The 22,180-nt window shown below is 62.5% G+C and carries 22 protein-coding genes and 1 riboswitch; of the genes, 7 read left to right on the top strand and 15 right to left on the bottom strand.

Annotated elements, in window-relative coordinates; all coding sequences use genetic code 11:
* From RY831_RS07670 to RY831_RS07690, 5 genes are all read right to left on the bottom strand, one after another.
* Positions 1-739, bottom strand: a 739-nt coding sequence (locus tag RY831_RS07670) for a contractile injection system protein, VgrG/Pvc8 family (RefSeq protein WP_326505743.1), incomplete at its 3' end; no start/stop codon positions are given.
* Between the two features lie 300 nt (positions 740-1,039).
* Positions 1,040-1,243 (bottom strand): hypothetical protein, encoded by a 204-nt coding sequence (locus RY831_RS07675; RefSeq protein WP_326505744.1) that lies wholly within the window; start codon positions 1,241-1,243, stop codon positions 1,040-1,042.
* 74 nt (positions 1,244-1,317) lie between these two features.
* Complete coding sequence (gene hslU / locus RY831_RS07680; protein WP_326505745.1) at positions 1,318-2,661, bottom strand: ATP-dependent protease ATPase subunit HslU; 1,344 nt, start codon at positions 2,659-2,661, stop codon at positions 1,318-1,320.
* 27 nt (positions 2,662-2,688) lie between these two features.
* Entirely contained in the window at positions 2,689-3,225 is a 537-nt protein-coding gene (gene hslV, locus RY831_RS07685; protein WP_326505746.1) for an ATP-dependent protease subunit HslV, read from the bottom strand.
* 128 nt (positions 3,226-3,353) lie between these two features.
* Positions 3,354-4,622 carry a hypothetical protein gene (locus RY831_RS07690; protein ID WP_326505747.1) on the bottom strand — a complete coding sequence of 423 codons (1,269 nt, stop codon included), beginning with the start codon at positions 4,620-4,622 and terminating at the stop codon, positions 3,354-3,356.
* Between RY831_RS07690 and RY831_RS07695 the strand changes: the two genes are divergently transcribed.
* Positions 4,615-4,926 (top strand): hypothetical protein, encoded by a 312-nt coding sequence (locus RY831_RS07695; protein ID WP_326505748.1) that lies wholly within the window; start codon positions 4,615-4,617, stop codon positions 4,924-4,926. The genes RY831_RS07690 and RY831_RS07695 overlap by 8 nt on opposite strands.
* 413 nt (positions 4,927-5,339) lie before the next feature.
* Here the strand turns inward: RY831_RS07695 and dksA are convergent, their stop codons facing one another.
* From dksA to RY831_RS07740, 9 genes are all read right to left on the bottom strand, one after another.
* Positions 5,340-5,834 (bottom strand): RNA polymerase-binding protein DksA, encoded by a 495-nt coding sequence (gene dksA / locus RY831_RS07700; RefSeq protein WP_192804995.1) that lies wholly within the window; start codon positions 5,832-5,834, stop codon positions 5,340-5,342.
* A 620-nt stretch (positions 5,835-6,454) separates the two neighbouring features.
* Positions 6,455-7,519 (bottom strand): CobW family GTP-binding protein, encoded by a 1,065-nt coding sequence (locus tag RY831_RS07705; RefSeq protein WP_326505749.1) that lies wholly within the window; start codon positions 7,517-7,519, stop codon positions 6,455-6,457.
* A 20-nt stretch (positions 7,520-7,539) separates the two neighbouring features.
* Positions 7,540-8,049 (bottom strand): Fur family transcriptional regulator, encoded by a 510-nt coding sequence (locus RY831_RS07710; protein WP_326505750.1) that lies wholly within the window; start codon positions 8,047-8,049, stop codon positions 7,540-7,542.
* Between the two features lie 167 nt (positions 8,050-8,216).
* Positions 8,217-9,419 (bottom strand): class I SAM-dependent rRNA methyltransferase, encoded by a 1,203-nt coding sequence (locus tag RY831_RS07715; protein WP_326505751.1) that lies wholly within the window; start codon positions 9,417-9,419, stop codon positions 8,217-8,219.
* An 84-nt stretch (positions 9,420-9,503) separates the two neighbouring features.
* Positions 9,504-10,472, bottom strand: a complete 969-nt coding sequence (locus RY831_RS07720; RefSeq protein ID WP_326505752.1) for a tyrosine recombinase XerC — start codon at positions 10,470-10,472, stop codon at positions 9,504-9,506.
* Positions 10,473-10,492: 20 nt separating this feature from the next.
* Positions 10,493-11,161, bottom strand: coding sequence for a DUF484 family protein (locus RY831_RS07725; RefSeq protein ID WP_326505753.1), 669 nt, complete (start codon positions 11,159-11,161; stop codon positions 10,493-10,495).
* 200 nt (positions 11,162-11,361) lie between these two features.
* Complete coding sequence (gene dapF / locus RY831_RS07730; protein ID WP_326505754.1) at positions 11,362-12,213, bottom strand: diaminopimelate epimerase; 852 nt, start codon at positions 12,211-12,213, stop codon at positions 11,362-11,364.
* 38 nt (positions 12,214-12,251) lie between these two features.
* Positions 12,252-13,157, bottom strand: a complete 906-nt coding sequence (locus tag RY831_RS07735; protein ID WP_326505755.1) for an LpxL/LpxP family acyltransferase — start codon at positions 13,155-13,157, stop codon at positions 12,252-12,254.
* Entirely contained in the window at positions 13,154-14,008 is an 855-nt protein-coding gene (locus tag RY831_RS07740) for a lysophospholipid acyltransferase family protein (RefSeq protein ID WP_326505756.1), read from the bottom strand. The genes RY831_RS07735 and RY831_RS07740 overlap by 4 nt, the downstream gene beginning before the upstream one ends.
* Before the next feature lie 224 nt (positions 14,009-14,232).
* Here RY831_RS07740 and metK point away from each other — a divergent pair, with 224 nt between their 5' ends.
* The 5 genes from metK (at position 14,233) to metF (ending at position 19,273) form a co-directional block, all read left to right on the top strand.
* Positions 14,233-15,396: a methionine adenosyltransferase gene (gene metK / locus RY831_RS07745; protein ID WP_326505757.1), complete on the top strand. Its 1,164-nt coding sequence runs from the start codon at positions 14,233-14,235 to the stop codon at positions 15,394-15,396.
* Between the two features lie 43 nt (positions 15,397-15,439).
* The gene (locus tag RY831_RS07750; protein ID WP_326505758.1) at positions 15,440-16,387 is read left to right on the top strand and encodes a M14 family murein peptide amidase A; all 948 of its coding nucleotides are present in this window, start codon (positions 15,440-15,442) and stop codon (positions 16,385-16,387) included.
* A gap of 97 nt (positions 16,388-16,484) precedes the next feature.
* A riboswitch (S-adenosyl-L-homocysteine riboswitch) is annotated at positions 16,485-16,562 on the top strand.
* 33 nt (positions 16,563-16,595) lie between these two features.
* Positions 16,596-18,014, top strand: coding sequence for an adenosylhomocysteinase (ahcY, locus tag RY831_RS07755; protein ID WP_326505759.1), 1,419 nt, complete (start codon positions 16,596-16,598; stop codon positions 18,012-18,014).
* A gap of 81 nt (positions 18,015-18,095) precedes the next feature.
* A complete protein-coding gene (locus RY831_RS07760) occupies positions 18,096-18,437 on the top strand; it encodes a phage holin family protein (protein ID WP_326505760.1) in 342 nt (113 codons plus the stop codon).
* Positions 18,434-19,273: a methylenetetrahydrofolate reductase [NAD(P)H] gene (gene metF, locus RY831_RS07765; protein ID WP_326505761.1), complete on the top strand. Its 840-nt coding sequence runs from the start codon at positions 18,434-18,436 to the stop codon at positions 19,271-19,273. Before RY831_RS07760 ends, metF begins: the two co-directional genes overlap by 4 nt.
* Before the next feature lie 27 nt (positions 19,274-19,300).
* On the opposite strand, the gene RY831_RS07770 is transcribed toward metF, so the two are convergent.
* Positions 19,301-19,855, bottom strand: coding sequence for a 5-formyltetrahydrofolate cyclo-ligase (locus RY831_RS07770; RefSeq protein ID WP_326505762.1), 555 nt, complete (start codon positions 19,853-19,855; stop codon positions 19,301-19,303).
* A gap of 296 nt (positions 19,856-20,151) precedes the next feature.
* On the opposite strand from RY831_RS07770, the gene RY831_RS07775 reads away from it, so the two are divergent.
* Complete coding sequence (locus RY831_RS07775) at positions 20,152-22,116, top strand: lytic transglycosylase domain-containing protein (protein WP_326505763.1); 1,965 nt, start codon at positions 20,152-20,154, stop codon at positions 22,114-22,116.
* The last annotated feature ends 64 nt before the right edge of the window (positions 22,117-22,180 follow it).

A 22,180-nucleotide genomic window follows, 5' to 3' on the forward strand; every position in this document is an offset into this window, starting at 1 on the left:
GGACGATGTAGTTCTCCGGCTCGTACTTTCCGCCGAGGCGGAACTGGACGTCGGCGATGCCCTGGTAGTCCTCGCGCAGAATGCGGTCGATGACTTGCTCGACGGTCTGATCCTGGAAGATGCGGCAGTTGACGCGGTGCGAGAGAAACGACATCCAGGGCAGGACTTCGGCGTGGTAGCAGGCGAAGCCGCCGTCGGCATGGGCGAAGGCGAAGTGATGGATGTAGCCGTTGAGGTAGTGCTCGCTGCCGTCGTCCTGCTCGATGCCGATGGTGACGTTCTTGCCGATGAGTTCCTTGAGTTCGATGCCGGCAGGGGTGGAGAGCAGCTGCAGGCGGATGTGGAAGGCTTCGGACAGCGCGGCATGGGCATGGAGCGTGTCGATGAGGAGCGTCTTGTCGGGCGACAGCGGGGAGTAGAAGCGCAGCAGGCGGTTGTTGTCGGTGAACTGGGGAATGTTGACTAGGGCGGCCAGGCTTTCCTCGGCGGCGTCGGCCTGTTCGGTGTTGGCGAAAGAGGGGAAGAAGGGAGTGGCCGGGGTGGCGAAGTCGCGGATGGCGTGGCCGTGCAGCGGATGGCCGGCGATGTGCAGGACTTCGGCGGCTTTGGCGGCGTTTGAATTGAGCCGGCCGGCGGTTGCGGTGAGGGCAGCGAGTGAAGCCGGCGATGGCGACGAGAAGGGAGGCGCTAGGTTATTGAGCGGATCCTGCTGGGGATCATCAAACGGCGTGAACGACATGTGTTTCTCCGGCGGTATTGCATTCCTACAGCTAGGGTTTGAGCGAGAGCTGCGCGGATGTTAAATGTAATGCAACTTAATAGTTGCCGGAATGGTAACACGGCTCAGGACATGTTATTGTATAAATTGCAACATTAGACGCAGATACGCGACACTTGAACAGGAAGGAAATGTGGGTAGGAGCATAAGCGGAGCCTGTGTGCGCGTTACACGTGGCTCGATGCCGGGTATGGCCCGATTGGAGGGATGTACGGGGATGTGCGGGGAAGCACTATGAAACGCTGTGCTTGGAGATCGGTATTACTTTTCTTCTTCGGATTGCCCCGCAAGCTTGCCGAACAGGCGTGCATGCAGGCTGAGACCGCTTGCATGTTTGGTGGCGGTGGATGCTAGGGCCTTGCGTTTCGCTCCCGCCGCGGTGGCGTTGCGCGCCTTCAGGGGCTGTTGGGACGGTTCGACGCGAATCGTCATTTTCTGCCGTTTTGCGAGCGCCTTGTTTGCCATGAGAGTGTCCTTCATTCCTTCCGCCCTGGTCCGTGACTTGGCAAAGCCTGCCATGGACTGGGGCGGAGTCGCGTTTACAGCACGTAGCGCGACAAGTCTTCGTCAATCGCGAGCGCACCGAGCTTCTCGTCGACATAGGCTGCATCCACAACCACCGTCTTGCCGGTGGATTCGCTGGCCGCATAGGAAATTTCCTCGAGCAGCTTTTCCATTACGGTGTAGAGGCGGCGCGCGCCGATGTTTTCAGTCTTTTCATTGACCGAAAAGGCGATCTCCGCCAGCCGCTTGATGCCCTCGCCGGTGAAGTCCAGCTTGACGTCCTCGGTGCTGAGCAAGGCTTCATACTGCCGGGTCAGGCAGGCATCGGTGCTGGTCAGGATGCGCTCGAAGTCGGCAATTGCCAGTGATTCCAGTTCGACCCGGATCGGAAAGCGGCCCTGCAATTCAGGAATGAGGTCCGACGGCTTGGCCAGGTGGAATGCGCCCGAGGCGATGAACAGGATGTGGTCGGTGCGGATCATGCCGTACTTGGTATTGACCGTGGTGCCCTCGACCAGCGGCAGCAGGTCGCGCTGCACGCCGGCGCGCGATACGTCGGCGCCGCCGACCTCGGAGCGGGTCGCGATCTTGTCGATCTCGTCGAGGAACACGATGCCGTTCTGCTCGACATTGGCAATCGCCTTCTGCTTGAGCTCGTCTTCATTGACCAGCTTGGCGGCTTCCTCGTCGAGCAGCAGCTTCATCGCTTCCCTGATCTTGACCTTGCGCTTTTTCTTGCGTCCGCCGCCCAGGCCGGAAAACATCGACTTGATCTGCTCGGTCATTTCTTCCATGCCGGGCGGGGCCATGATTTCCATGTGGGGCGCCGTCTCGGCCACTTCGATTTCGACTTCGCGGTCGTCGAGCGCGCCTTCGCGCAGCCGCTTGCGGAAGGTCTGGCGCGTCGCATTGCCGCTGTCGCTTTCGGCAGCCGCGCTCGGTGTCGAGCTGAAGCCGAAGTCGCGCGCCGGCGGCAACAGGATATCGAGCACCCGGTCTTCGGCCGCGTCCTGGGCCTGCGAACGCACCTTGCGCATTTCCGATTCGCGGGTCTGCTTGATGCCGATGTCGATCAGGTCGCGGATGATGGTGTCGACGTCGCGGCCGACATATCCGACTTCGGTAAATTTGGTGGCTTCAATCTTGATGAACGGCGCGTCGGCCAGCTTGGCCAGACGGCGTGCGATCTCGGTCTTGCCGACGCCGGTGGGGCCGATCATCAGGATGTTCTTCGGCGTGATTTCATGCCGCAGCGGATCCGCAACCTGCTGGCGGCGCCAGCGGTTGCGCAGCGCAATCGCGACGGCGCGCTTGGCGCGGGCCTGGCCGACCACGTGTTTGTCGAGTTCGGAAACGATCTCTTGAGGTGTCATGTTCATGATGGTTTGCACGACGCTGCGGCCGCGTTATTCCAGGGTTTCGATGGTGTGCGACAGGTTGGTGTAGATGCAGAGTTCGCCGGCGATGGTCAGCGCCTTCTTGACGATCTCGGCGGGCGCCAGGTCGGTGTTTTCCTGCAGCGCCTTGGCGGCGGATTGGGCATAGACGCCGCCGGAACCGATGGCGCCGACCCCGGCCTCCGGTTCCAGCACGTCGCCGTTGCCGGTGATGATCAGGGTCGCTTCGCGGTCGGCCACCAGCAGCATGGCTTCCAGGCGGCGCAGGATGCGGTCGGTGCGCCAGTCCTTGGCAAGTTCGACCGAGGCGCGCATCAGGTTGCCCTGGTGCTTTTCCAGCTTGCCTTCGAAGCGCTCGATCAGCGTGAAGGCATCCGCGGTGCCGCCAGCGAAACCGGCCAGCACCTTGCCCTGATACAGCTTGCGCACCTTGCGCGCGGTGCCCTTCATCACAACATTGCCAAGCGTAACCTGACCGTCCCCGCCTAATGCGACGCTACTGCCGCGGCGTACGGAAAGGATGGTGGTGCCGTGAAATTGTTCCATGGAGAATGCCTCTGATGCCGATAATTTCCCGCAGATGAGGGCAGGGCGCCAGAAAACAAGGTCGAAAAACACCTGCGCCAGCCCCTCGCCGGCGAACCGGCACGCGGAATGCGCGAATCGGCTGCTCGTTAGTTCTTGCGTGGAATGATGCGGATGATTTCGCCGAGGCCAATCACATCCAGCAAGACGCTGACGAGATGATTGACGTGATGGAATTCCACCACCTTGCCGCTGGTGCAGAAAGGGCTGAGGCCGGTAAGAAGCCGGCTCGCGGCGCTGAAGTCCATGCGTTCGAGGCAGGAGCAGTCGATGATCGCAGGGTCGTGTTCGTCGGAGTAGGCGGCGATGGCGAGAATGAGTTCGTCGACCTGGCCGGAGACGAGTGCTGGCATCATGAAATGCTCCGACTGCGAAGCCGATGATCCGGTGGGGGCCGTGACGATGCTTTTCGGTGGCGCGACAAAGGCTGGCGGCGATACCTCGAAGGTCACGCAATAGTCGATGCTCAGCTCTTCGAATTCACTTTCGCGGTTCAGCAGCTGCAGAACCTCGAGCAGCAGCAGCCAACACTCCTCGGTATCGTCGCGGCGGCCGACTTCGATAATGGAGCGAATCCGGTCGGCCAGCTCGGACGCCCCGACCAGCACCAGGTCATGACCGCTCTTCTGCAGCTTGCGCAGCGCGGCGAGAAGCAGGCGGCAGCCGGGCGGGTCCACTTCGGTGACCTTTGCAAATTCCAGGCGCAGGCTGCGGTGTTTTTCCGCCAGATTGCGGATGCGCTCGATCTGTTTCTCGCATCCGCCGTTGAGCTTGCCGGAAAACGGCACCGCCGGCGTCGAGCCCGCTGCATGCGCGGAAGCCTGTGCCTGGCTGCGCGGCTGTCTTGCCGTCCATGCGGGTGGCGAGGTTTCAAACCGGCTCGCATAGCCGACGGCGAGTTCTTCGAAATCGGCCTGCTTGCCGCTCACCTGGTGCAGGTCCAGCAGCATCAGCCAGGCAGTCTGCGGCAGCTCGCCGAAGTCATCTGAGGCGATCGCAGCCTGCAGCATCTGCGTGGCAAGCGAGGCCTGGCCGTTGGCATACATGATCGCAGCTTCCTCGACCACGGCGGCCGCTTCGGATGACGGCGCGGCGATGTTGCTGACCGCGGTCTGGCCGCCGAGCAGGAACTCCGTGGTGCTCCCCGCTTCAGGCCCGAGCGGCTGAAGGGTATCCGGGGCAGCCGAGGTGGCGTCGGGCGAGGACGGTCTGTCCTGCCTCGACGGCTTTTTCGGTGCGCCGTGCGATGCGGACTCCGCCCGGGACCTGGCCGGCGGGGTGTCCGGTGGCGTGTCCGCCGGGCCGGGTTTCCTGCGTGCGCGATGGCTCAGGGGCAGGTTGACGTATTCGATGGACATTTCCGTTTCGATCGCATCGATCTTCAATGCGGTCTGGATCGCGGTGCTGGCATCGCGTTTCGTCGCCGCGGTCTTGCCGGTGTTGCGCGAAGATGTGGACGCCGGGGATGCAGAAGAAGCGGAAGATGATGATGTGCCGCCGGAAGATCCCGAGGCCCGCTTCGCGCGGGAAGCATCCTTCTCAGCCGGCTTGGCCGGCTGTCGGTCCTTCTTCCCGAAAAGCGAAAAAATACCCACGTTATCCCTGGCTGGAAGTGTCGATGTCCAAAGCCTGTACGGCCGGAGGCAAATTACGAGTGTGTAAAGGTATCACATCCCCATGCAGAGTTGTCATAGGGAAGCAGCAAGTGATGACTTTTTGTCACAATAATGCTGGTCCAGATGGTTGGCTTGCCGTAGCTCCAACTTGTACCGGCCAGCGATGTCAGCTGATACCAGTCGCTGTTTTTCCCGGAAGCGGCTGCGCAGCCTGCAACCGGTTTGCGCTTGGACTGTGACGCGATGTCCCGTAGCAGCGAAGATGAACGTAGGGGCGGGCGAGAGCGGATGCAGGCGAAACGGGTGAAGAAGCCAATCCTTATACCAATCCCAAGTCATGACATGGGATGGGTATAAACCCCGCAAAGCAAACAAGCGTACGTGCCTGGGGCATCGTACGCTTGCATTGGGGTGGGAGGCCGGCCGCCGGGTCCCGGCGCTAAATCAGCGATCAGTCGATTAATCGCCGTAGAGTTTTTGCTTCAGTTCGCGGCGCTGCTGCGCCTCGAGCGACAGCGTTGCGGTCGGACGGGCCAGCAGCCGCGGAATGCCGATCGGCTCGCCGGTCTCCTCGCACCAGCCGTAGTCGCCGGCGTCGATGCTGGCGATCGCCTGCTGCACCTTCTTGAGCAGCTTGCGCTCGCGGTCGCGGGTGCGCAGTTCGAGGGCGTGCTCTTCCTCAATGGTCGCCCGGTCGGCGGGATCGGGAACAAGAACGGTCTCGCGCAGATGTTCGGTGGTCTCGCCGGCGTTTTTCAGCAAGTCGCGCTCGAGCTGCTGCAAGCGCGCCTTGAAGAAGGCCAACTGCGCCTCGTTCATGTAATCCTTCTCGTTCATCTGAAGGATCTGCTCTTCGGTCAACAGGGTGCCATCCTGGACGGCCGGTGTGGGTTTAGTTGTTTTGGTAGCCACTTCGCTTACTTTCGAAACTACGGGTTTTTCCATTGTATCCATTAATCCATCCCCTGCATTGTTACCGCTCATGGAAGGGCTGGACGTCTCTTTGGAACCGACTTTTGAAGCGGAATTACCGGAGGGCCGCTTCAAATCCGTCGCTGCCGCCTTGCTCGCTTTCGGGGCCGCGTCGGTCACGGACTTTTTCTGCACCCGGGCGGGTGCCGCCGCTTTCGAAACCGTCCCCTTGGCATTCGCCACGCCCGCCGTCTTCGCGGCGGGTTTTAAGTTGCTTTTTACCGTGCTTTGGGGTGGTTTGGCAATCGATTTTGTTGCCGCAGCGGCAGATTTAACGGCGGAGGCAGTCTTGGGAGCCGGGGCGGCCGCGATCTTTTTCCTGGCCAAGCCCGGACTGCCGGTCTTGGGGGCGGCCGTTCGGACCAGCGCCGCGCTGCTGCCGGCGCTTTTGACGACGCTGCGTTTCGAGGCGGATTTGATGACCGTTGCGTTCATGGTGACCTCGCTAAGTGAACCGCCCGACTGTCAGCTCCCGGCCCGAAATTCTTGTTTTGCCTGCGCTGCCGGCATTTTCGGACTTCATCAAGCGGTATACGACGTCCTTCTCATCTTGCCAAAGCACATTCCCGATTACATAAATAAAAATCAAAACCGGCAGCAGTTTATACCAAACACTGCTCCAGGCCCTGCAGGATGGATTCTTTTGGCAGATTTTTACCGATGAACACCATCTTGCTGCCGCGAACTTCCCCTTCGGCCCATTTAGCGCCGATATCGGTACCCATCATCTGATGTACGCCCTGGAAAAGCACCTTGCGGTCCGCATCCTCCATCCATAACACGCCCTTGTAGCGCAGCATGCGCGGTCCGAACACCTGCACCACGCCGCCGAGGAATTCATCCAGGCGGGAGGTGTTGAAAGGGCGGTCGCTGCGGAAGACGAAGGCGGCGATATCGTCGGAGTGATGGGCATGATGGTGATCGTGATGCGCATGATCGTGCCCGCAATGTTCGCCGCACGCGTGGTCATGTTCATGCTCATGGTCATGATGAGCATGAGCATGCTCTTCGTCGGACAGGAAATCGGGATCGATTTCCAGCTTGTCGTTGAGGTTGAAGCCGCGCAGGTCGAGCACTTCCGAAATCGGCACCTTGCCGAAATCGGTTTTCGATATCGGCGCCCGCGGGTTGATGCGTTTGAGTCGCGCGCCGAGCGCGGCGACGGCATCCTTGTCGACCAGGTCGGTCTTCGACAGCAGCAGCTTGTCGGCGAAGCCCACCTGGCGCTGCGCTTCCTCATGCTCGTCGAGCTGGGACATCGCATGCCGCGCATCGACCACGGTGACGACCGCATCGAGCAGGTAATGCCCTGCCACTTCATCGTCCATGAAAAAGGTCTGCGCCACCGGTCCCGGATTGGCCAGGCCGGTGGTTTCGATGACCACATGGTCGAAGTCGAGCTCGCCGGCCTCGCGCTTCTGCGCCAGCGTCCCGAGCGCGACGATGAGGTCGCCGCGCACGGTGCAGCAGATGCAGCCGTTGCTCATCTCGACGATCTGCTCCCTGCTGTCCTGCACCAGGATTTCATGGTCGATGTTCTCCTCGCCGAATTCGTTCTCGATGACGGCGATCCGGTGGCCGTGCGGCTCGCGCAGGATGCGGTTGAGCAGGGTGGTCTTGCCGGCGCCCAGGAAGCCGGTGAGTATCGTTGCGGGAATCAGTTTCATCGCTTGTTTCCTTGCTTGCTTCACTGGGCGCAGTCGGCGCACCAGCCCTTGATGGTGAATTCGATGTCATGGCTCTGGAAGCCCTTGCCCAGGCTTTCCTCGAGCGCGTCGCGCAGCAGGCCGGCTTCGCCGATGCTGTCCAGGCAGAACACCTTGGCGCAGCGGGTGCACTTGAAGTGGCCGTGCTGGTGGTGCCTTACCTCGGGGTCGGGCGAAGCCGCATGCTCGGTGCCGGCGCTGTAGCGGAACACGCGGTCGTCGCCGGCGATCTTGTGCGCCAGGCCGGCATCGATCAGACAATCGAGCGCGCGGTACAGCGTCACCCGGTCCATGTCGGTGAACGCATCCTGCATGTCCTGGTGGGAAAATGCGCGCGGCGCATCCAGCAGTGCCGCCAGGACATTGACGCGCGCGGCGGTGATGCGCACCGAAGCCTGGCGCAGCTGCGCTTCGGCCCGAGCGGCGGTTGCTGCGGTTGCGGCCTTTGCCGCGCGGGTGACGGAATTTTTCACGTTTGTGGTCTTTGCCATGCTGCAAACAAGACTGGGTGAGGTCGGGCATGCATCGGCATGCACCGGCATGTATATCGCCGGTACCTGTCGTCGGCACCGGAAGGGGAAATTATGACGCAATTTGCAATCCAGTTGCACAAATTGCTGTAAAGCCTGAAATCCCCGCTATGGAAGGAGCATCGATGTTATGCCTTTTGCAATAGAACGCCCTTCAGGTACTCGCCTTCGGGAAAACTGGTTGTCATCGGATGATCGACGCCGGCCGACAGTCTTCTCAATATTCTCGCATCCACTTTCGCGTCATTGGCCGCGCCGGCGACGATCTTCTGGAACAGGTCGGCGCTGATGGCTCCGGAGCAGGAATAGGTGAACAGCAGTCCGCCCTCGCGCAGCAGCTGGAAGCCCAACAGGTTGATGTCCTTGTAGGCGCGCGCGGCGCGCTCGACATGGTCCGGCGATGCGGCGAATTTCGGCGGATCGAGCACGATCAGGTCGAAGCTGCGGCCCTGTTCGCGGAAGGCGCGCAGGGCCTTGAAGACATCGGCATCCTGCCACTCGGCGCGGCCGGCGTCGAAACCGTTCAGCTCGACGTTGCGCCGGCCGATCGCCAGCGCTTCTCCGGATGAATCGATCGACGTCACGCTGGTGGCACCGCCCTTGAGCGCCGCCAGCGAAAAGCCGCCGGTGTAGCAGAAGCAGTTGAGCACCTCGCGCCCGGCCGCGTGCTCCATGACAAGGCGGCGGTTGTCGCGCTGGTCGACATAGAAGCCTGTCTTGTGCCCGGTCTTGATATCGACCGCATAGCGCACGCCATTTTCGGTCACCAGGGTTTCCGCTCCCGGTTCGTCGCCGACAAGGGGGCCGGTGACCAGCGGCATGCCTTCGCGCTCGCGTACCGAGGCGTCGGAGCGCTCATAGACATTGGGGCAGCCGGTCTCGGCGACGAGCGCCTGCACGATCGGCCCCTTCCATGCCTCGACGCCGGCCGACTGGAACTGGCAGACCAGATGACCGGCCTTGCCGGCGTACCAGTCCACCACCAATCCCGGGAAGCCGTCGGCCTCGCCGAAGATGAGGCGGATCGCATCCGTGTCCTTCACCATGTTCATGCGGTGGGCGAGCGCCTTCTTCACGCGGCGCTTGATCATCGCATGGTCGATTGCCTCGTTCTCATTGAAGCTCCAGACGCGCGCGCGGATCTGCGACTTCGGGCTGAAGGCGGCGCGCGCCAGGAACTGGCCGGAGGCCGATTGCACGACGGCGGTGGCGCCGGGCTTGTTTTTCTCATCGGGTTTGCCTTCGACGCGCTCGATCGCGGTCGGGAAAATCCATGGGTGGCGGCGCAGCAGGCTTTTTTCCTTGCCGGGTTTGAGTGTGATGGTCAGCATGGGGAAGTCCGATTCATGAAGGTTGCCGTTCGCGCCAAGTATCGATGGATGATGGATGCGCGCGATGCCGGCGGTTGGACGGGGTCAGCCCTGTGGCTCGGATTTCTTCCTGGCGCGCGGATGGGCTGAATCATAGACCGCGGCGAGGCGCTGGAAATCGAGCGAGGTATAGACCTGGGTAGCGGCGATCGACGCATGGCCGAGCATTTCCTGCACCGCCCGCAGGTCGCCGGACGATTGCAGCACATGCGATGCGAATGAATGGCGCAGCACGTGGGGATGCACATTGGCGGGAATGCCGAGCGCCTGCGCATGCTTTTTCAGCCGCGAGTGCACGATGCCCGGCGTCACCCGCTTGCCGCGCTCGGTCAGGAACAGCGGATGCGGATCCAGCTTCACGTGCGTCTCGCGCACCGCCACCCAGGCGCGCAGCGCTTCCAGCGCCGGCTTGCCGATCGGCACCTTGCGCTGCTTGCTGCCCTTGCCGGTCACGTTGACTTCGGCTTCCGCGAAGTCGATCCAGCCGGCGGATTGATACTCGCCTTCGCGTACATAGCGCAGATCGAGGGAAGTCAGTTCCGAGACACGCAGTCCGCTGGAGTACAGCAGTTCGAACATGGCGCGGTTGCACAACTGGGTGGGCGCCTGCGCATCGCGTCCCGGCGTGCTTTCGGCGACCACGCGGATCGCGTCGTCGGCCGACAGGGCTTTCGGCAGCGGCTTGCTGCGCTTGGGCGCCTTGACGCCGTCGACCGGGTTGGCCGGTAGCGGCTCCTGGTCGGACAGCCATTCGAAAAAGCCGCGCCAGGCGGACAGCTTGCGTGCGATCGAGCGCGGGTTCAGTCCCTGGCCGTGCAGCTGGGAGGCGAACTTGCGGATATGGAAATGCCCGACTTCCGACATGGGCGGCGCGCCGGGCAGCTTGTCGACCATGTCGGCCAGCACCAGCAAGTCATGCCGGTAGCTCGTCACGGTATGCTGGGCCAGCTTGCGCTGCTTTTCCAGGTGATCGAGATAGGCGGCGAGGCGAGCCCGGTTGCTCTCGGAATTCACGATGTCTGGTTCGATTGCCGTCAGTCCAGCAGGCAGGCCATTGCGGCGCTGGCGGTTTCACCGATCTTGGACAGGTAATCGGTGGCCATGTCGGCGGTGAAGCGCTGCGGATCGGCCGAGCCGAGCACCAGCAGGCCGAAGGCTTCCGGCGCACCGCCGATGCGCAACGGCAGCATCGCGATCGACTGTACCGATGCGGCATCCTCCAGCCAGGAAGCGGCTTCGAAATCCTGGTTGGCGCCGCAATAGGGAGCGGTCAGGCCATTGCAGAAGATCTTCGCATCTTCCGAGACCTCGGCAGCAAACCAGGTATGTGCATAATCCTCGGCCACGCCCCAGATGCGTAGCGTCGCCTGCGGCACCGAGAAAATCGACTGCAATCCGCTGATCAGCGTGTGCGGCATGTCGACATCGTTGCGCGCCAGCAGCAGCGAACGGGTCCATTGCAGGAATTTTTGCGTGATGGCATCGTTTTCCTCCGCGATGCGCAGCAATTCCGCCAGACGCAGCTCATGCAGCTTGATCTTCTCGCGCAGCACTTCCATCTGGCGTTCCTGCAGCGACACCGCACGCCCGGCCAGCGGGCTGGTCAGCTTGACCCGGGACAGGAGTTCGCTGTGCTCTTCGAAGAAATGCGGATTGTCGGACAGGAAATTGGCGACGGCGTTGGAATCCAGTTCGTAAGTCATAGGGGAAGGTTCGGTGATGGTCGCAGCATTCAACAGCCGGAAGTTTTTGCAACAGATGCATGCCGGCCAAAGATAGAGCCGTGATTTTACCCGACAACCCGGCCGAAAAGACCGCGCCGGCTGCCGGGCTGCAACATCCCGCATGCAATATGCAGGATGCAATTTGCAATAGTCGGCGGCCCGGAAGCGTTCCGTCTTACTCAGACTTCGATTTCGCCTTCGAACACGGTGACCGCGGGTCCGGTCATCATGACGGGCCTGCCTTCGCCCTGCCAGGCGATCGACAGGTCGCCGCCGCGGGTCGATACCTTGACGGGCGAGTCGAGCAGGCCGCGGCGAATGCCGGCGACCACGGCCGCGCAGGCGCCGGTGCCGCAGGCCAGGGTTTCGCCGGCGCCGCGCTCGTAGACCCGCAGTTTGACCGCATGGCGGTCGAGCACCTGCATGAAGCCGGCATTGACCCGTTTCGGAAAGCGGGGATGATGCTCGATCAGCGGGCCTTCCTGGTGCACCGGCGCGGTCTCCACGTCGTCGACCACCTGCACCGCGTGCGGGTTGCCCATCGAGGCGACCGAGATCCAGCGGTGTTCGCTGTTGATGTCCAGCGGCCACACAATATCCTGATGTACCTGGCTGCCCTGCAGGCCGCCGGCGTCGAACGGAACGCGCTCCGGTTCGAGGATGGGCGCGCCCATGTCGACCGTGATGCCGCCGTCGGCTTCCAGCGTCGGCTCGATGATGCCGGACATGGTTTCCACCCTGATCGACTGCTTTTCCGTCAGGCCCTTTTCCGTGACGAAGCGGACAAAGGCGCGCGCGCCGTTGCCGCATTGCTCCACTTCGCCGCCATCGGCGTTGTAGATCCGATAACGGAAATCCACGCCGGGCGACTGGGACTTTTCCACCACCAGCATCTGGTCCGCGCCGACGCCGAAGCGGCGGTCGGCCAGCGCCTTCCATTGCGCAGGCGTGAAGTCGATGTGCTGGCTGATGGCGTCGATCACGACGAAGTCGTTGCCGGCGCCGTGCATTTTGGTGAATTTGAGTTTCATGACATCGATTATAAACAGGCGCAGACGCGTTCAGGATTTCAGGATTCGAGCGGCATCTGGCCGGGGCCGCCCTTTGCATACACGCTCGGCACGCCCGGCGGGCGCGTCTTGAAGCGCTTGTGCGCCCAGAAATACTCTGATGGCGCTTCCAGGATCCGCTCTTCGATGAAGGCATTCATGCGCCGCGTCGCCTCGACCATGTCGTCGCCGGGATAATTTTCCCAGGCCGGGTAGAAGCGCACCTTCCAGCCGCGGTAATTCGGCAGATAGGTGGCGATCACGGGAATCACCTTGGCGCCGGTCATCGCCGCGATGCGCCCGGGCGCCGTCAGGGTGGCGGCGGGAATGCCGAAGAAGGGAACGAATTCCGCATCCTTCTCACCGAAATCCATGTCGGGCAGCATGAAGAACGGCATGCCCTGGCGCAGCGCGCGGATGATGGGCTTGACCCCTTCGCCGCGCGAAAACAGCTTGATGTCGGCATTGAAGCGGGTGCGCCCCTTGCGCAGCGCCTGGTCGAACACTTCATTCTGCTGCCGGGTATAGATGGAGCAGGCGGTCGGGCCCTCCAGCATCACGGACAGGCCGGCCACGTCCAGGCAGACGAAATGCGGGCAGAGCAGGATGGTCGGACCCGATGTCATTTCGGCCACCGGCATGGCCGGTTCGACCACGATCAGGCGCTCCAGGCGCTGGCGCGGGGCCCACCACAGCAGGGCGCGCTCGAGCACGCTGCGCGCGTAGTTCTGGAAATGCCGGCGAGCGAGCGAGCGCCGCTCGGCCTCGGGCAATTGCGGCATGCACAGGCGCAGATTGGTCAGCGTGATGTCGCGGCGCGCTTTCATTATGAGGAACAGCATGCTGCCAACCGCTTCCCCGAGACGGCCAAGTATGGGCAGCGGCAGCCAGTGCAGCAGCCACATCAATCCAAGCAACAGTTTCATCGGGCGGATTCCTGCAGATCGGGCGCTGGAACGCCGGCCGGCACCTTGTACCGGTTGTAGCTCCAGAAATATTGGGAGGGACAGCGCGCGATCAGTTGCTCCATCGCGGCATTGATCGCGCGCGCATGCTGTTCCGGCGACTCGCCGAGCGCCTGCTCGAAGGGCACGAAACGCATCACGTAGCCGGCGCCGCCCGGCAGGCGCTCCGCATAGGTAAGGATGATGGGCGCGCCGGACATTTGATGCAGCTTGCCGGGAAGCGTCATGGTATAGGCCTGCCGGCCGAAGAAGGATGCCCAGACGCCTTCGCCGTTCTGCGGCACCTGGTCGGGCAGCACGCCCACCGGCTGGCACTGGCGCAGCGCCTTGAGCAGCATGCGCACGCCCGACAGGTTGGCCGGCGCCAGGCGCAGGTCGCCGCGCGCCCGCGCCCCTTCGATCAGCGGCTTGAGCGCCTGCTTCTTCGGCGGACGGTAGAGCACGGTCAGGGGCGTCTTGCTTGCAACGATCTGCGCGGTGATTTCGAAACACCCAAGATGCGGCGTCAGGAATACGACGCCCTTGCCGGCGTCGAAGGCTGCCTGCACCAGTTCCCAGTTCTCGATGCGGGTGCTGGCGATCACTTTCCGCTGCGGCGCACACCAGATGAACGGCAGTTCGAGCACGTTCTTGCCCGCTTCGCGCACGGCGGCAGACAGGTGATCGCCGAAGCCGGCGGCCTCGATGTTGTTTTTCAATCTGCGGCGGTAGGAGGGCGAAACCAGGTACACCAGCCAGCCGAGCGCCGCGCCGACGGCATGCAAAACGGGCAGCGGCAGCCTGGAAAGCAGGCGGAAGAGGGCGACGAGCATCAAATGGGGAGTGAGAAAATTTGTGATTTTTTTCCAGACGCGTAAAATATCACAACGCTGTCCGTTTCCTTTCCGCGCAAATTGTTGCGGCAGGGAATTTTCAGGCAGTGCCGCCGAGTTAATAGACAACTTGCGAGGCGGCTTAAAAATTTCGCTAAAGCGTCGCAGGCTCATTGGTTTGGCCGCGACATGGTCAAATCAATCATTTTCATGGGGAGCCTGCGATGGCAAACGAATATCTCTTTACTTCGGAATCGGTTTCCGAAGGTCACCCGGACAAGGTCGCCGACCAGATCTCCGATTCCATTCTCGATGCAATCCTGACGCAGGATCCGAAAGCCCGTGTGGCGGCCGAAACGCTGACCAATACCGGCCTGGTCGTGCTCGCCGGTGAAATCACCACGCACGCCAACGTCGACTACATCAGCGTCGCGCGCGACACCATCAAGCGCATCGGCTACGACAACGCCGACTTCGGCATCGACTACAAGAGCTGCGCGGTCATGGTCTGCTACGACAAGCAGTCGCCCGACATCGCCCAGGGCGTCGACGAAGGCAAGGGCATCGACCTTGACCAGGGCGCCGGCGATCAGGGCCTGATGTTCGGCTATGCCTGCGACGAGACGCCCGAGCTGATGCCCGCCGCCATCTACTACTCGCACCGCATCGTCGAGCGCCAGTCGCAGCTGCGCAAGGACGGCCGCCTGCCGTGGCTGCGCCCGGACGCCAAGTCGCAGGTCACGCTGCGCTACGTGGACGGCGTGCCGGTGGCGATCGACACCATCGTGCTGTCGACCCAGCATGCGCCCGAGATCGAGCACAAGGCGATCGAGGAAGCGGCCATCGAGGAAATCATCAAGCCGGTGGTGCCGCAGGAATGGCTGAAGAATACCCGCTACCTGATCAACCCCACCGGACGCTTCGTCATCGGCGGTCCGCAGGGCGACTGCGGCCTCACTGGCCGCAAGATCATCGTCGACACCTACGGCGGCGCGGCTCCGCACGGAGGCGGCGCGTTTTCCGGCAAGGATCCGTCCAAGGTCGACCGCTCGGCTGCCTATGCCGGCCGCTACGTGGCCAAGAACATCGTCGCCGCGGGCCTTGCCAAGCGCTGCCAGATCCAGGTGTCCTACGCGATCGGCATCGCCAAGCCGACCTCGGTGATGGTGACCACCTTTGGCACCGGCAAGATCAGCGACGAGCTGCTGGCGCAGCTGGTGCAGGAACTGTTCGACCTGCGTCCGAAAGGCATCGTGCAGATGCTGGACCTGCTGCGTCCGATCTATGCCAAGACCGCCGCCTACGGACACTTCGGCCGCGAAGAGCCGGAATTCTCGTGGGAGCGCACCGACAAGGCGGCCGCCCTGCGCGCGGCGGCCGGACTCTGATACTGTCGGGCATCGCTTGTCCATGCAGCAGTGCCGCTACCCCATGCCGAACCTGCAAGCTCTGCGGGCCGCGGCTGCGGCCATTGGTGTGATTGGTGTGGTCGCAGCATGCCTGCCGGCGCATGCCAAGAACGCGGGCGCCGCAAATCCCTTGCCCGCCAAGCAGGACTGGTGCGAGAGGGTGACGCCGCGCCTGCCAGGCGTCAGCGTCGCGGATTGCCGGGCAAGCGGGCTGCAGCCCACCGGGGCTTCGTCGCGCAAGGGCATTCCCATCCTCATGCGCACCGTGCCGGCGAAAACCGCCCGGTCGGGCGAAGCCAGGCGCGTGCTGCTGCTGGGCGGCATCCATGGCGACGAGCTGACTGCCGCCGCCATCGTCTTCCACTGGATGAAGTGGCTGTCCATGCCCGAGGCGCAGGCAATGCACTGGCATGTGGTGCCGGTCATGAACCCCGACGGCCTGCTTGCGCGGAAGCCGCAGCGCGTCAACGCCAACGGCGTCGATCTCAACCGCAACTTTCCGACGCCGGGCTGGGAAAAGGATGCCCGGCACTACTGGATGAAGACCACCGGCAGCGATCCGCGCCGCTTTCCCGGCCAGTCGCCGCTGTCCGAACCCGAGACGCGCTGGCTCGATGAAGAGATGGAACGCTTCCGGCCGGACGTGATCATTTCCGTGCATGCGCCGTTCGGCGTGCTCGATCTCGACGGCCCTGCCAAGGCGCCGCGCAGCTTCGGACGCCTGTATTTCAATCGCGTCGGGATATATCCGGGATCGCTCGGCAATTACGGCGGCATGCACAAGAACGTGCCGGTCATCACCATCGAGCTGCCCAATGCGCTGGCCATGCCGAAGACCGACGAATCGCGCCGCATCTGGACCGACATGCTGGCCTGGATAGGGCGCAGCGTGCCGCCGCAAAAGTCGAACTCGGCGAATCCGGGCGCGCCAGGCCAGCAGGGTCCGAAGAAGGCGCTTGTCGAGCACTAATCACTAACAAAGCGAAGAAGGCGAATAAAGCGTCACGCAGTCCCCGGTTTTTTCGCAGCCTGCCCTGAACGGCAACGCGACTACGGTATAATCTCGGCTCCAAGGAGCGTTGCAGCACGATGTTTCCGACATCGTGTCAGGCTTGGATATCTTTACGCAACGGCGCTCACGTTACTTTTTTCTATTTTCAACAGGAAAGGAGGGCGTGATGAGCGCCGTTATCTCGAACACAACTTCCCAGGATTTCTTCGTCGCCGATCTCAGCCTGGCCGATTGGGGCCGCAAGGAAATCAAGATCGCCGAAACCGAAATGCCCGGCCTGATGGCAATCCGCGAGGAATTCGCCGGAGCCCAGCCGCTCAAGGGCGCGCTGATCACCGGCTCGCTGCACATGACCATCCAGACCGCGGTGCTGATCCAGACGCTAGAGGCGCTGGGTGCGCGCGTGCGCTGGGCCTCCTGCAACATCTACTCGACCCAGGATCATGCGGCCGCGGCCATTGCCGCCAACGGCACGCCGGTGTTCGCCTTCAAGGGCGAGAACCTCGATGAATACTGGGACTTCACCCACCGCATCTTCGAATGGCCGAACGGCGAGTTTTCCAACATGATCCTCGACGACGGCGGCGATGCGACGCTGCTGCTGCATCTCGGCACCCGCGCTGAAAAGGACATCGGCGTGCTGGCCAACCCGGATTCCGAAGAAGCGGTCTGCCTGTTCAATTCGATCAAGAAAAAGCTCGCCGCCGACCCGACCTGGTACTCGACCCGCCTTTCCAAGATCAAGGGCGTGACCGAAGAAACCACCACCGGCGTGCATCGCCTGTACCAGATGCACAAGGAAGGCAAGCTGGCTTTCCCGGCGATCAACGTCAACGATTCCGTCACCAAGTCCAAGTTCGACAATCTGTACGGCTGCCGCGAATCGCTGGTAGACGGCATCAAGCGCGCGACCGACGTGATGGTAGCGGGCAAGGTTGCCGTGGTCGCCGGCTACGGCGACGTGGGCAAGGGTTCCGCGCAGGCGTTGCGCGCCCTGTCGGCCCAGGTATGGGTAACCGAAATCGATCCGATCTGCGCGCTGCAGGCGGCAATGGAAGGCTACCGAGTCGTGACCATGGACTATGCCGCCGAGCATGGCGACATCTTCGTCACCGCCACCGGCAACTACCATGTGATCACCCATGAGCACATGAAGAAGATGAAAGACCAGGCCATCGTCTGCAACATCGGCCACTTCGACAATGAAATCGAAGTCGCCGCGCTGAAGCAGTACACCTGGGAAAACATCAAGCCGCAGGTCGACCATGTGATTTTCCCCGACGGCAAGCGCATCATCCTGCTGGCTGAAGGCCGCCTGGTGAATCTCGGCTGCGGCACCGGTCATCCGTCCTACGTGATGAGCTCCTCGTTCGCCAACCAGACCATCGCCCAGATCGAGCTGTTCACCAATACCGCGGCCTATCCGGTCGGCGTCTACACGCTGCCCAAGCACCTCGATGAAAAGGTCGCGCGCCTGCAGCTCAAGAAGCTCAACGCGCAGCTGACGGAACTGACGGAAGAGCAGGCCAGCTATATCGGCGTGAAGACAACCGGCCCGTACAAGCCGGATCACTACCGCTATTAAGAAGCGCTCTGGAGGCGGCGCGACGGCCCCTAGGTCATTGCACCGCCTCGTTCCCTGCATCGCCGGCGAGAGGAGGTCGACATGCGTTTGCTGCTTACCTGGCTGATCAATGCCGCGGCATTGTTCGCCGTGCCGTTTCTGATGAAGACGGTCTACGTCGAGAATTTCATCGTCGCGCTCGTCGCGGCGCTGGTGCTGGGCCTGGTCAATGTGCTGATCAAGCCCATCCTGGTGCTGCTGACGCTGCCGGTCACGGTGCTCACGCTCGGCCTGTTCATCTTCATCGTCAACGGCCTGATGTTTTGGGTGGTAGCGAATTTCGTCAGCGGCTTCTATGTCGCCAGCTTCTGGTCGGCGGTCGCGGGCGCGCTGCTGTACAGCCTGATCTCGTGGGCACTCTCTGCTCTACTGCTCAAAAAATGACACAAAAGAATTTCAGCATCGAGTTTTTCCCGCCGAAGACGCCGGAAGGCGCGGAAAAACTGCGCGCCACGCGCGCCAAGCTGGCCGAGCTGCGGCCCAAGTATTTTTCGGTGACCTTCGGCGCCGGCGGCACGACCCAGAAGGGCACGCTGGAAACCGTGATCGAAATCCAGCGCGAAGGCCATGACGCCGCGCCCCACCTGTCCTGCATCGGCAGCTCGCGCGACAGTCTGCGCGCCATTCTGGGCGAGTACAAGGCCAACGGCATCCGCCGCCTGGTGGCCCTGCGCGGCGACCTGCCGAGCGGTTACGGCGCTTCGGGCGAATTCCGCTATGCCAACGAGCTGGTGGAATTCATCCGCGCCGAGACCGGCGACTGGTTCCATATCGAAGTGGCCGCCTATCCGGAAATGCATCCGCAGGCGAAGTCGCCGCAGGACGACATCCAGAGCTTCGCCCGCAAGGTGAAGGCCGGCGCGAATGCAGCGATCACCCAATATTTCTACAATGCCGACGCCTACTTCCGCTTCGTCGACGACACGCGCAAGGCGGGCATCGACGTGCCCATCGTCGCCGGCATCATGCCGATCACGAACTACTCGCAGCTGATGCGCTTCTCGGACATGTGCGGCGCCGAGATTCCGCGCTGGATCCGCCTGAAGCTGGCCAGCTTCGGCGACGACACCGAATCGATCAAGGCCTTCGGCCTCGATGTCGTGACCGGCCTGTGCGAGCGCCTGCTCGACGGCGGCGTGCCCGGCATGCATTTCTATTCGCTCAACCAGGCCGCGGCGACGACGGCATTGTGGAAGCGGCTCGACCTGTCGAATCGTTGATGGATGGAACACCCGGCTGCCGGGTGTTCAAAACTGCATGGACTCGGTGATCACCCGGTCCAGCGCGATATCGAATGCATCGGCTTCGAATGCCGTCAGCGACGATGCATACGCAATTCCCACCGCCAGCGGACGCGGCGCCTGCGCCAGCGTGCGGTCGTAGAATCCACCGCCGTAGCCTAGCCGGAAGCGCTGGGCATTGAATCCCACGCAGGGCACCAGCACCGCATCCGGGCGAACTTCGCTGCCGCGTGCCGGAATGGCTATGCCGTACCGGTCCTTCTCCATTGCATCGCCCGGCGTCCAGGCCATGAAGCGCAGCGGCGCATCCTTGTCCGTTACTACTGGCAGGGCCAGTGCCATGCCGAGTTGGCAAAGTTTTTCATAAACATGCCGCAGGTCGGGCTCGCCGCGTATCGGCCAATACACGCCCAGCGTCTTGACGGGATGTTCAATGCACCACGCTTCGAGATGCTCCGCGATGCGATAGTCCAATGTTTGTCGAACTTCGGTGGACATTGCTTGTCTGTTGGCAAGCAATGTCTTTCGCAAGGCGGATTTGGTCGAAATGGCATTCGGCATGTCGTGGTCGGATGGTCGTGATCGCGCATGCTATTCTAGTGGTGCGAGTTATAAATTTGTTGGTCAAATGATGAGCGAGAATCGTGCCGATACCGCGTCAACAATGCGCGCAAGGCCTCGGCCTTGCTGTGCTTGTTTCCTTGTCTCGGCACGATTTCGCCACGTTTGCCTTCAACAAATTTCCAACTCACCCCACTAGAGCATCCCTTTTGCGCGCAACCCGGTTACCCGGACTGTCCCGGCTGCGGTTCGCGTCATGCTCGAATCAGACACGTATTTTTTGAAAGCGGTTTTAGATGTCTCATATGAAATGGATGGCGGGCGTTGCAATCGCCGCAGCCTCGGTCATGCTGCTGCCGCAGGCAGCCCTGGCGAAGAATCCGGCGCCGCAGCGCGCCGCGCCTGCATTTGCTTCCGATGACGATGTCTTCATTGCCTTGCGCGATGCTTCGCGCGGCGGCGATCTGGCCCGCGTCGAGGAACTCGCTGCCAGGCTTGGCAATTATTTCATGCCTTCCTATGTCGATTACTACCGGCTGCGCCCCCGACTCGCCACCGCTTCGGAACAGGAAATCCGCGGTTACCTGACGCGCTACGACGGCCAGGCCATCGCCGACCGCCTGCGCAACGACTGGCTGCTGGAACTCGGCCGCACTCGCAACTGGGCACTGTTCGACGAGCAGTATCCGCTGTTCGCTCTCAACGACGATACGCAGCTCAAATGCTATGCGCTGATGTCGAAGGCGCTCAAGGGCCAGAACGTCGCCGATGACGCGCGCACCGTGCTGGTCGGCCCGCAGAACTACGGCGAGGCCTGCCCGGCCCTGGTGGCAACGCTGGTCCAGGTCGGGCAGTTCACGCAGGATGACGTCTGGGCGCAGATCAGGTTGATCGCCGAATCCGGCTTCTCCGGCACGATCCGACGCCTCGCGCCGCTGACCGATGCCAGCGAAACCGCGTTGATGCAGGCGCTCGACAAGCCGGACGCAGTCGTTGCGCGCGGCCCCGGCAGCACCCGTGCGAGCCAGGAAGTCTTCATCCTCGCGCTGGGGCGCAGTGCCAAGAACAATCCCGATCGCGCGGTCGATGCGCTGGTTGCCGGCGCCAGCCGCCTGAGCGAACGTGAGCGCGCGCAGGCCTGGGCGCAGATCGCGCTGCCGGCTTCGCTCAAGCTGCTGCCCGAGGCGGCCGTGTACTGGCACCGCACCGCGGGTGCGACGCTGTCGCTGGAAAGCCATCAATGGAAAGCGCGCGCGCTGCTGCGAGCCGGTGAATGGAAACAGCTGAAAACCGCCATCGAAGCCATGCCGACGGCGCTGGCCAGTGACGGGCCGTGGGTCTACTGGCTGGCCCGCGCTTATCGCGCGGAAGGCAAGACCGAGGAAGCGACCAAGCTGTTCGAATCCATCGCCGACCAGAACCATTTCTACGGCCAGCTGGCGCTGGAGGAACTCGGCCGCAAGATCAGCGTACCGCCGCGCGCGCAGGCCGTCACCGCGGAAGAGATTGCGCCAATGGCAAGCAATGCGGGCTTCCAGCGCGCGCTCAAGTTCTTCGACCTGAACATGCGCTTCGAAGGCTACCGGGAGTGGAACTGGGAATTGCGCAGGATGAACGACCGCCAGCACCTGGCGGCGGCGGAATTCGCGCGCCAGAAGAATGTGCTCGACCGCATGGTCAACACTTCCGACCGCACCAAGACGGAATTCGACTTCACCCAGCGCTTCCCGTCGCCGTACCGCGACGTGATGCAGGCGTCCACCGAGCGCCTCGGCCTCGACATGGCCTGGGTGTATGGCCTGATCCGCCAGGAGTCGCGTTTCATCCTGAATGCGCGTTCGCATGTCGGTGCCTCCGGCCTGATGCAGCTGATGCCGGCGACCGCAAAGTACGTCGCACGCAAGATCGGCCTGGACGGCTTCACCCAGAGCCAGGTCAACGACATACAGACCAACATCACGCTCGGCACCAACTATCTGAACATGGTGCTCAACGACCTGGAAGGGTCGCAGGCGATGGCGACCGCGGCCTACAACGCCGGCCCGGGCCGTCCACGCGCATGGCGTTCGACGCTGCAGCGCCAGGTCGAGGGTGCGATCTTCGCCGAGTCCATCCCGTTCAACGAGACGCGCGATTACGTCAAGAAAGTGTTGTCGAACGCGACATACTATGCCGCATTGTTCGAAGGCAAGCCGCAGTCGCTCAAAGCCCGCCTCGGCACCGTCGCGCCCAAGGGATTCGTCCCCACCGAACTGCCGTGATGTCGCTACGGTAGCCGCGCCGGTTTGCAAACCGGCGCAAAAGCATTATCCTCGGATGCCGCGC

Origin of the sequence: Noviherbaspirillum album (genome assembly GCF_035916955.1) — a bacterium.
GTDB lineage: Bacteria > Pseudomonadota > Gammaproteobacteria > Burkholderiales > Burkholderiaceae_D > Noviherbaspirillum > Noviherbaspirillum album.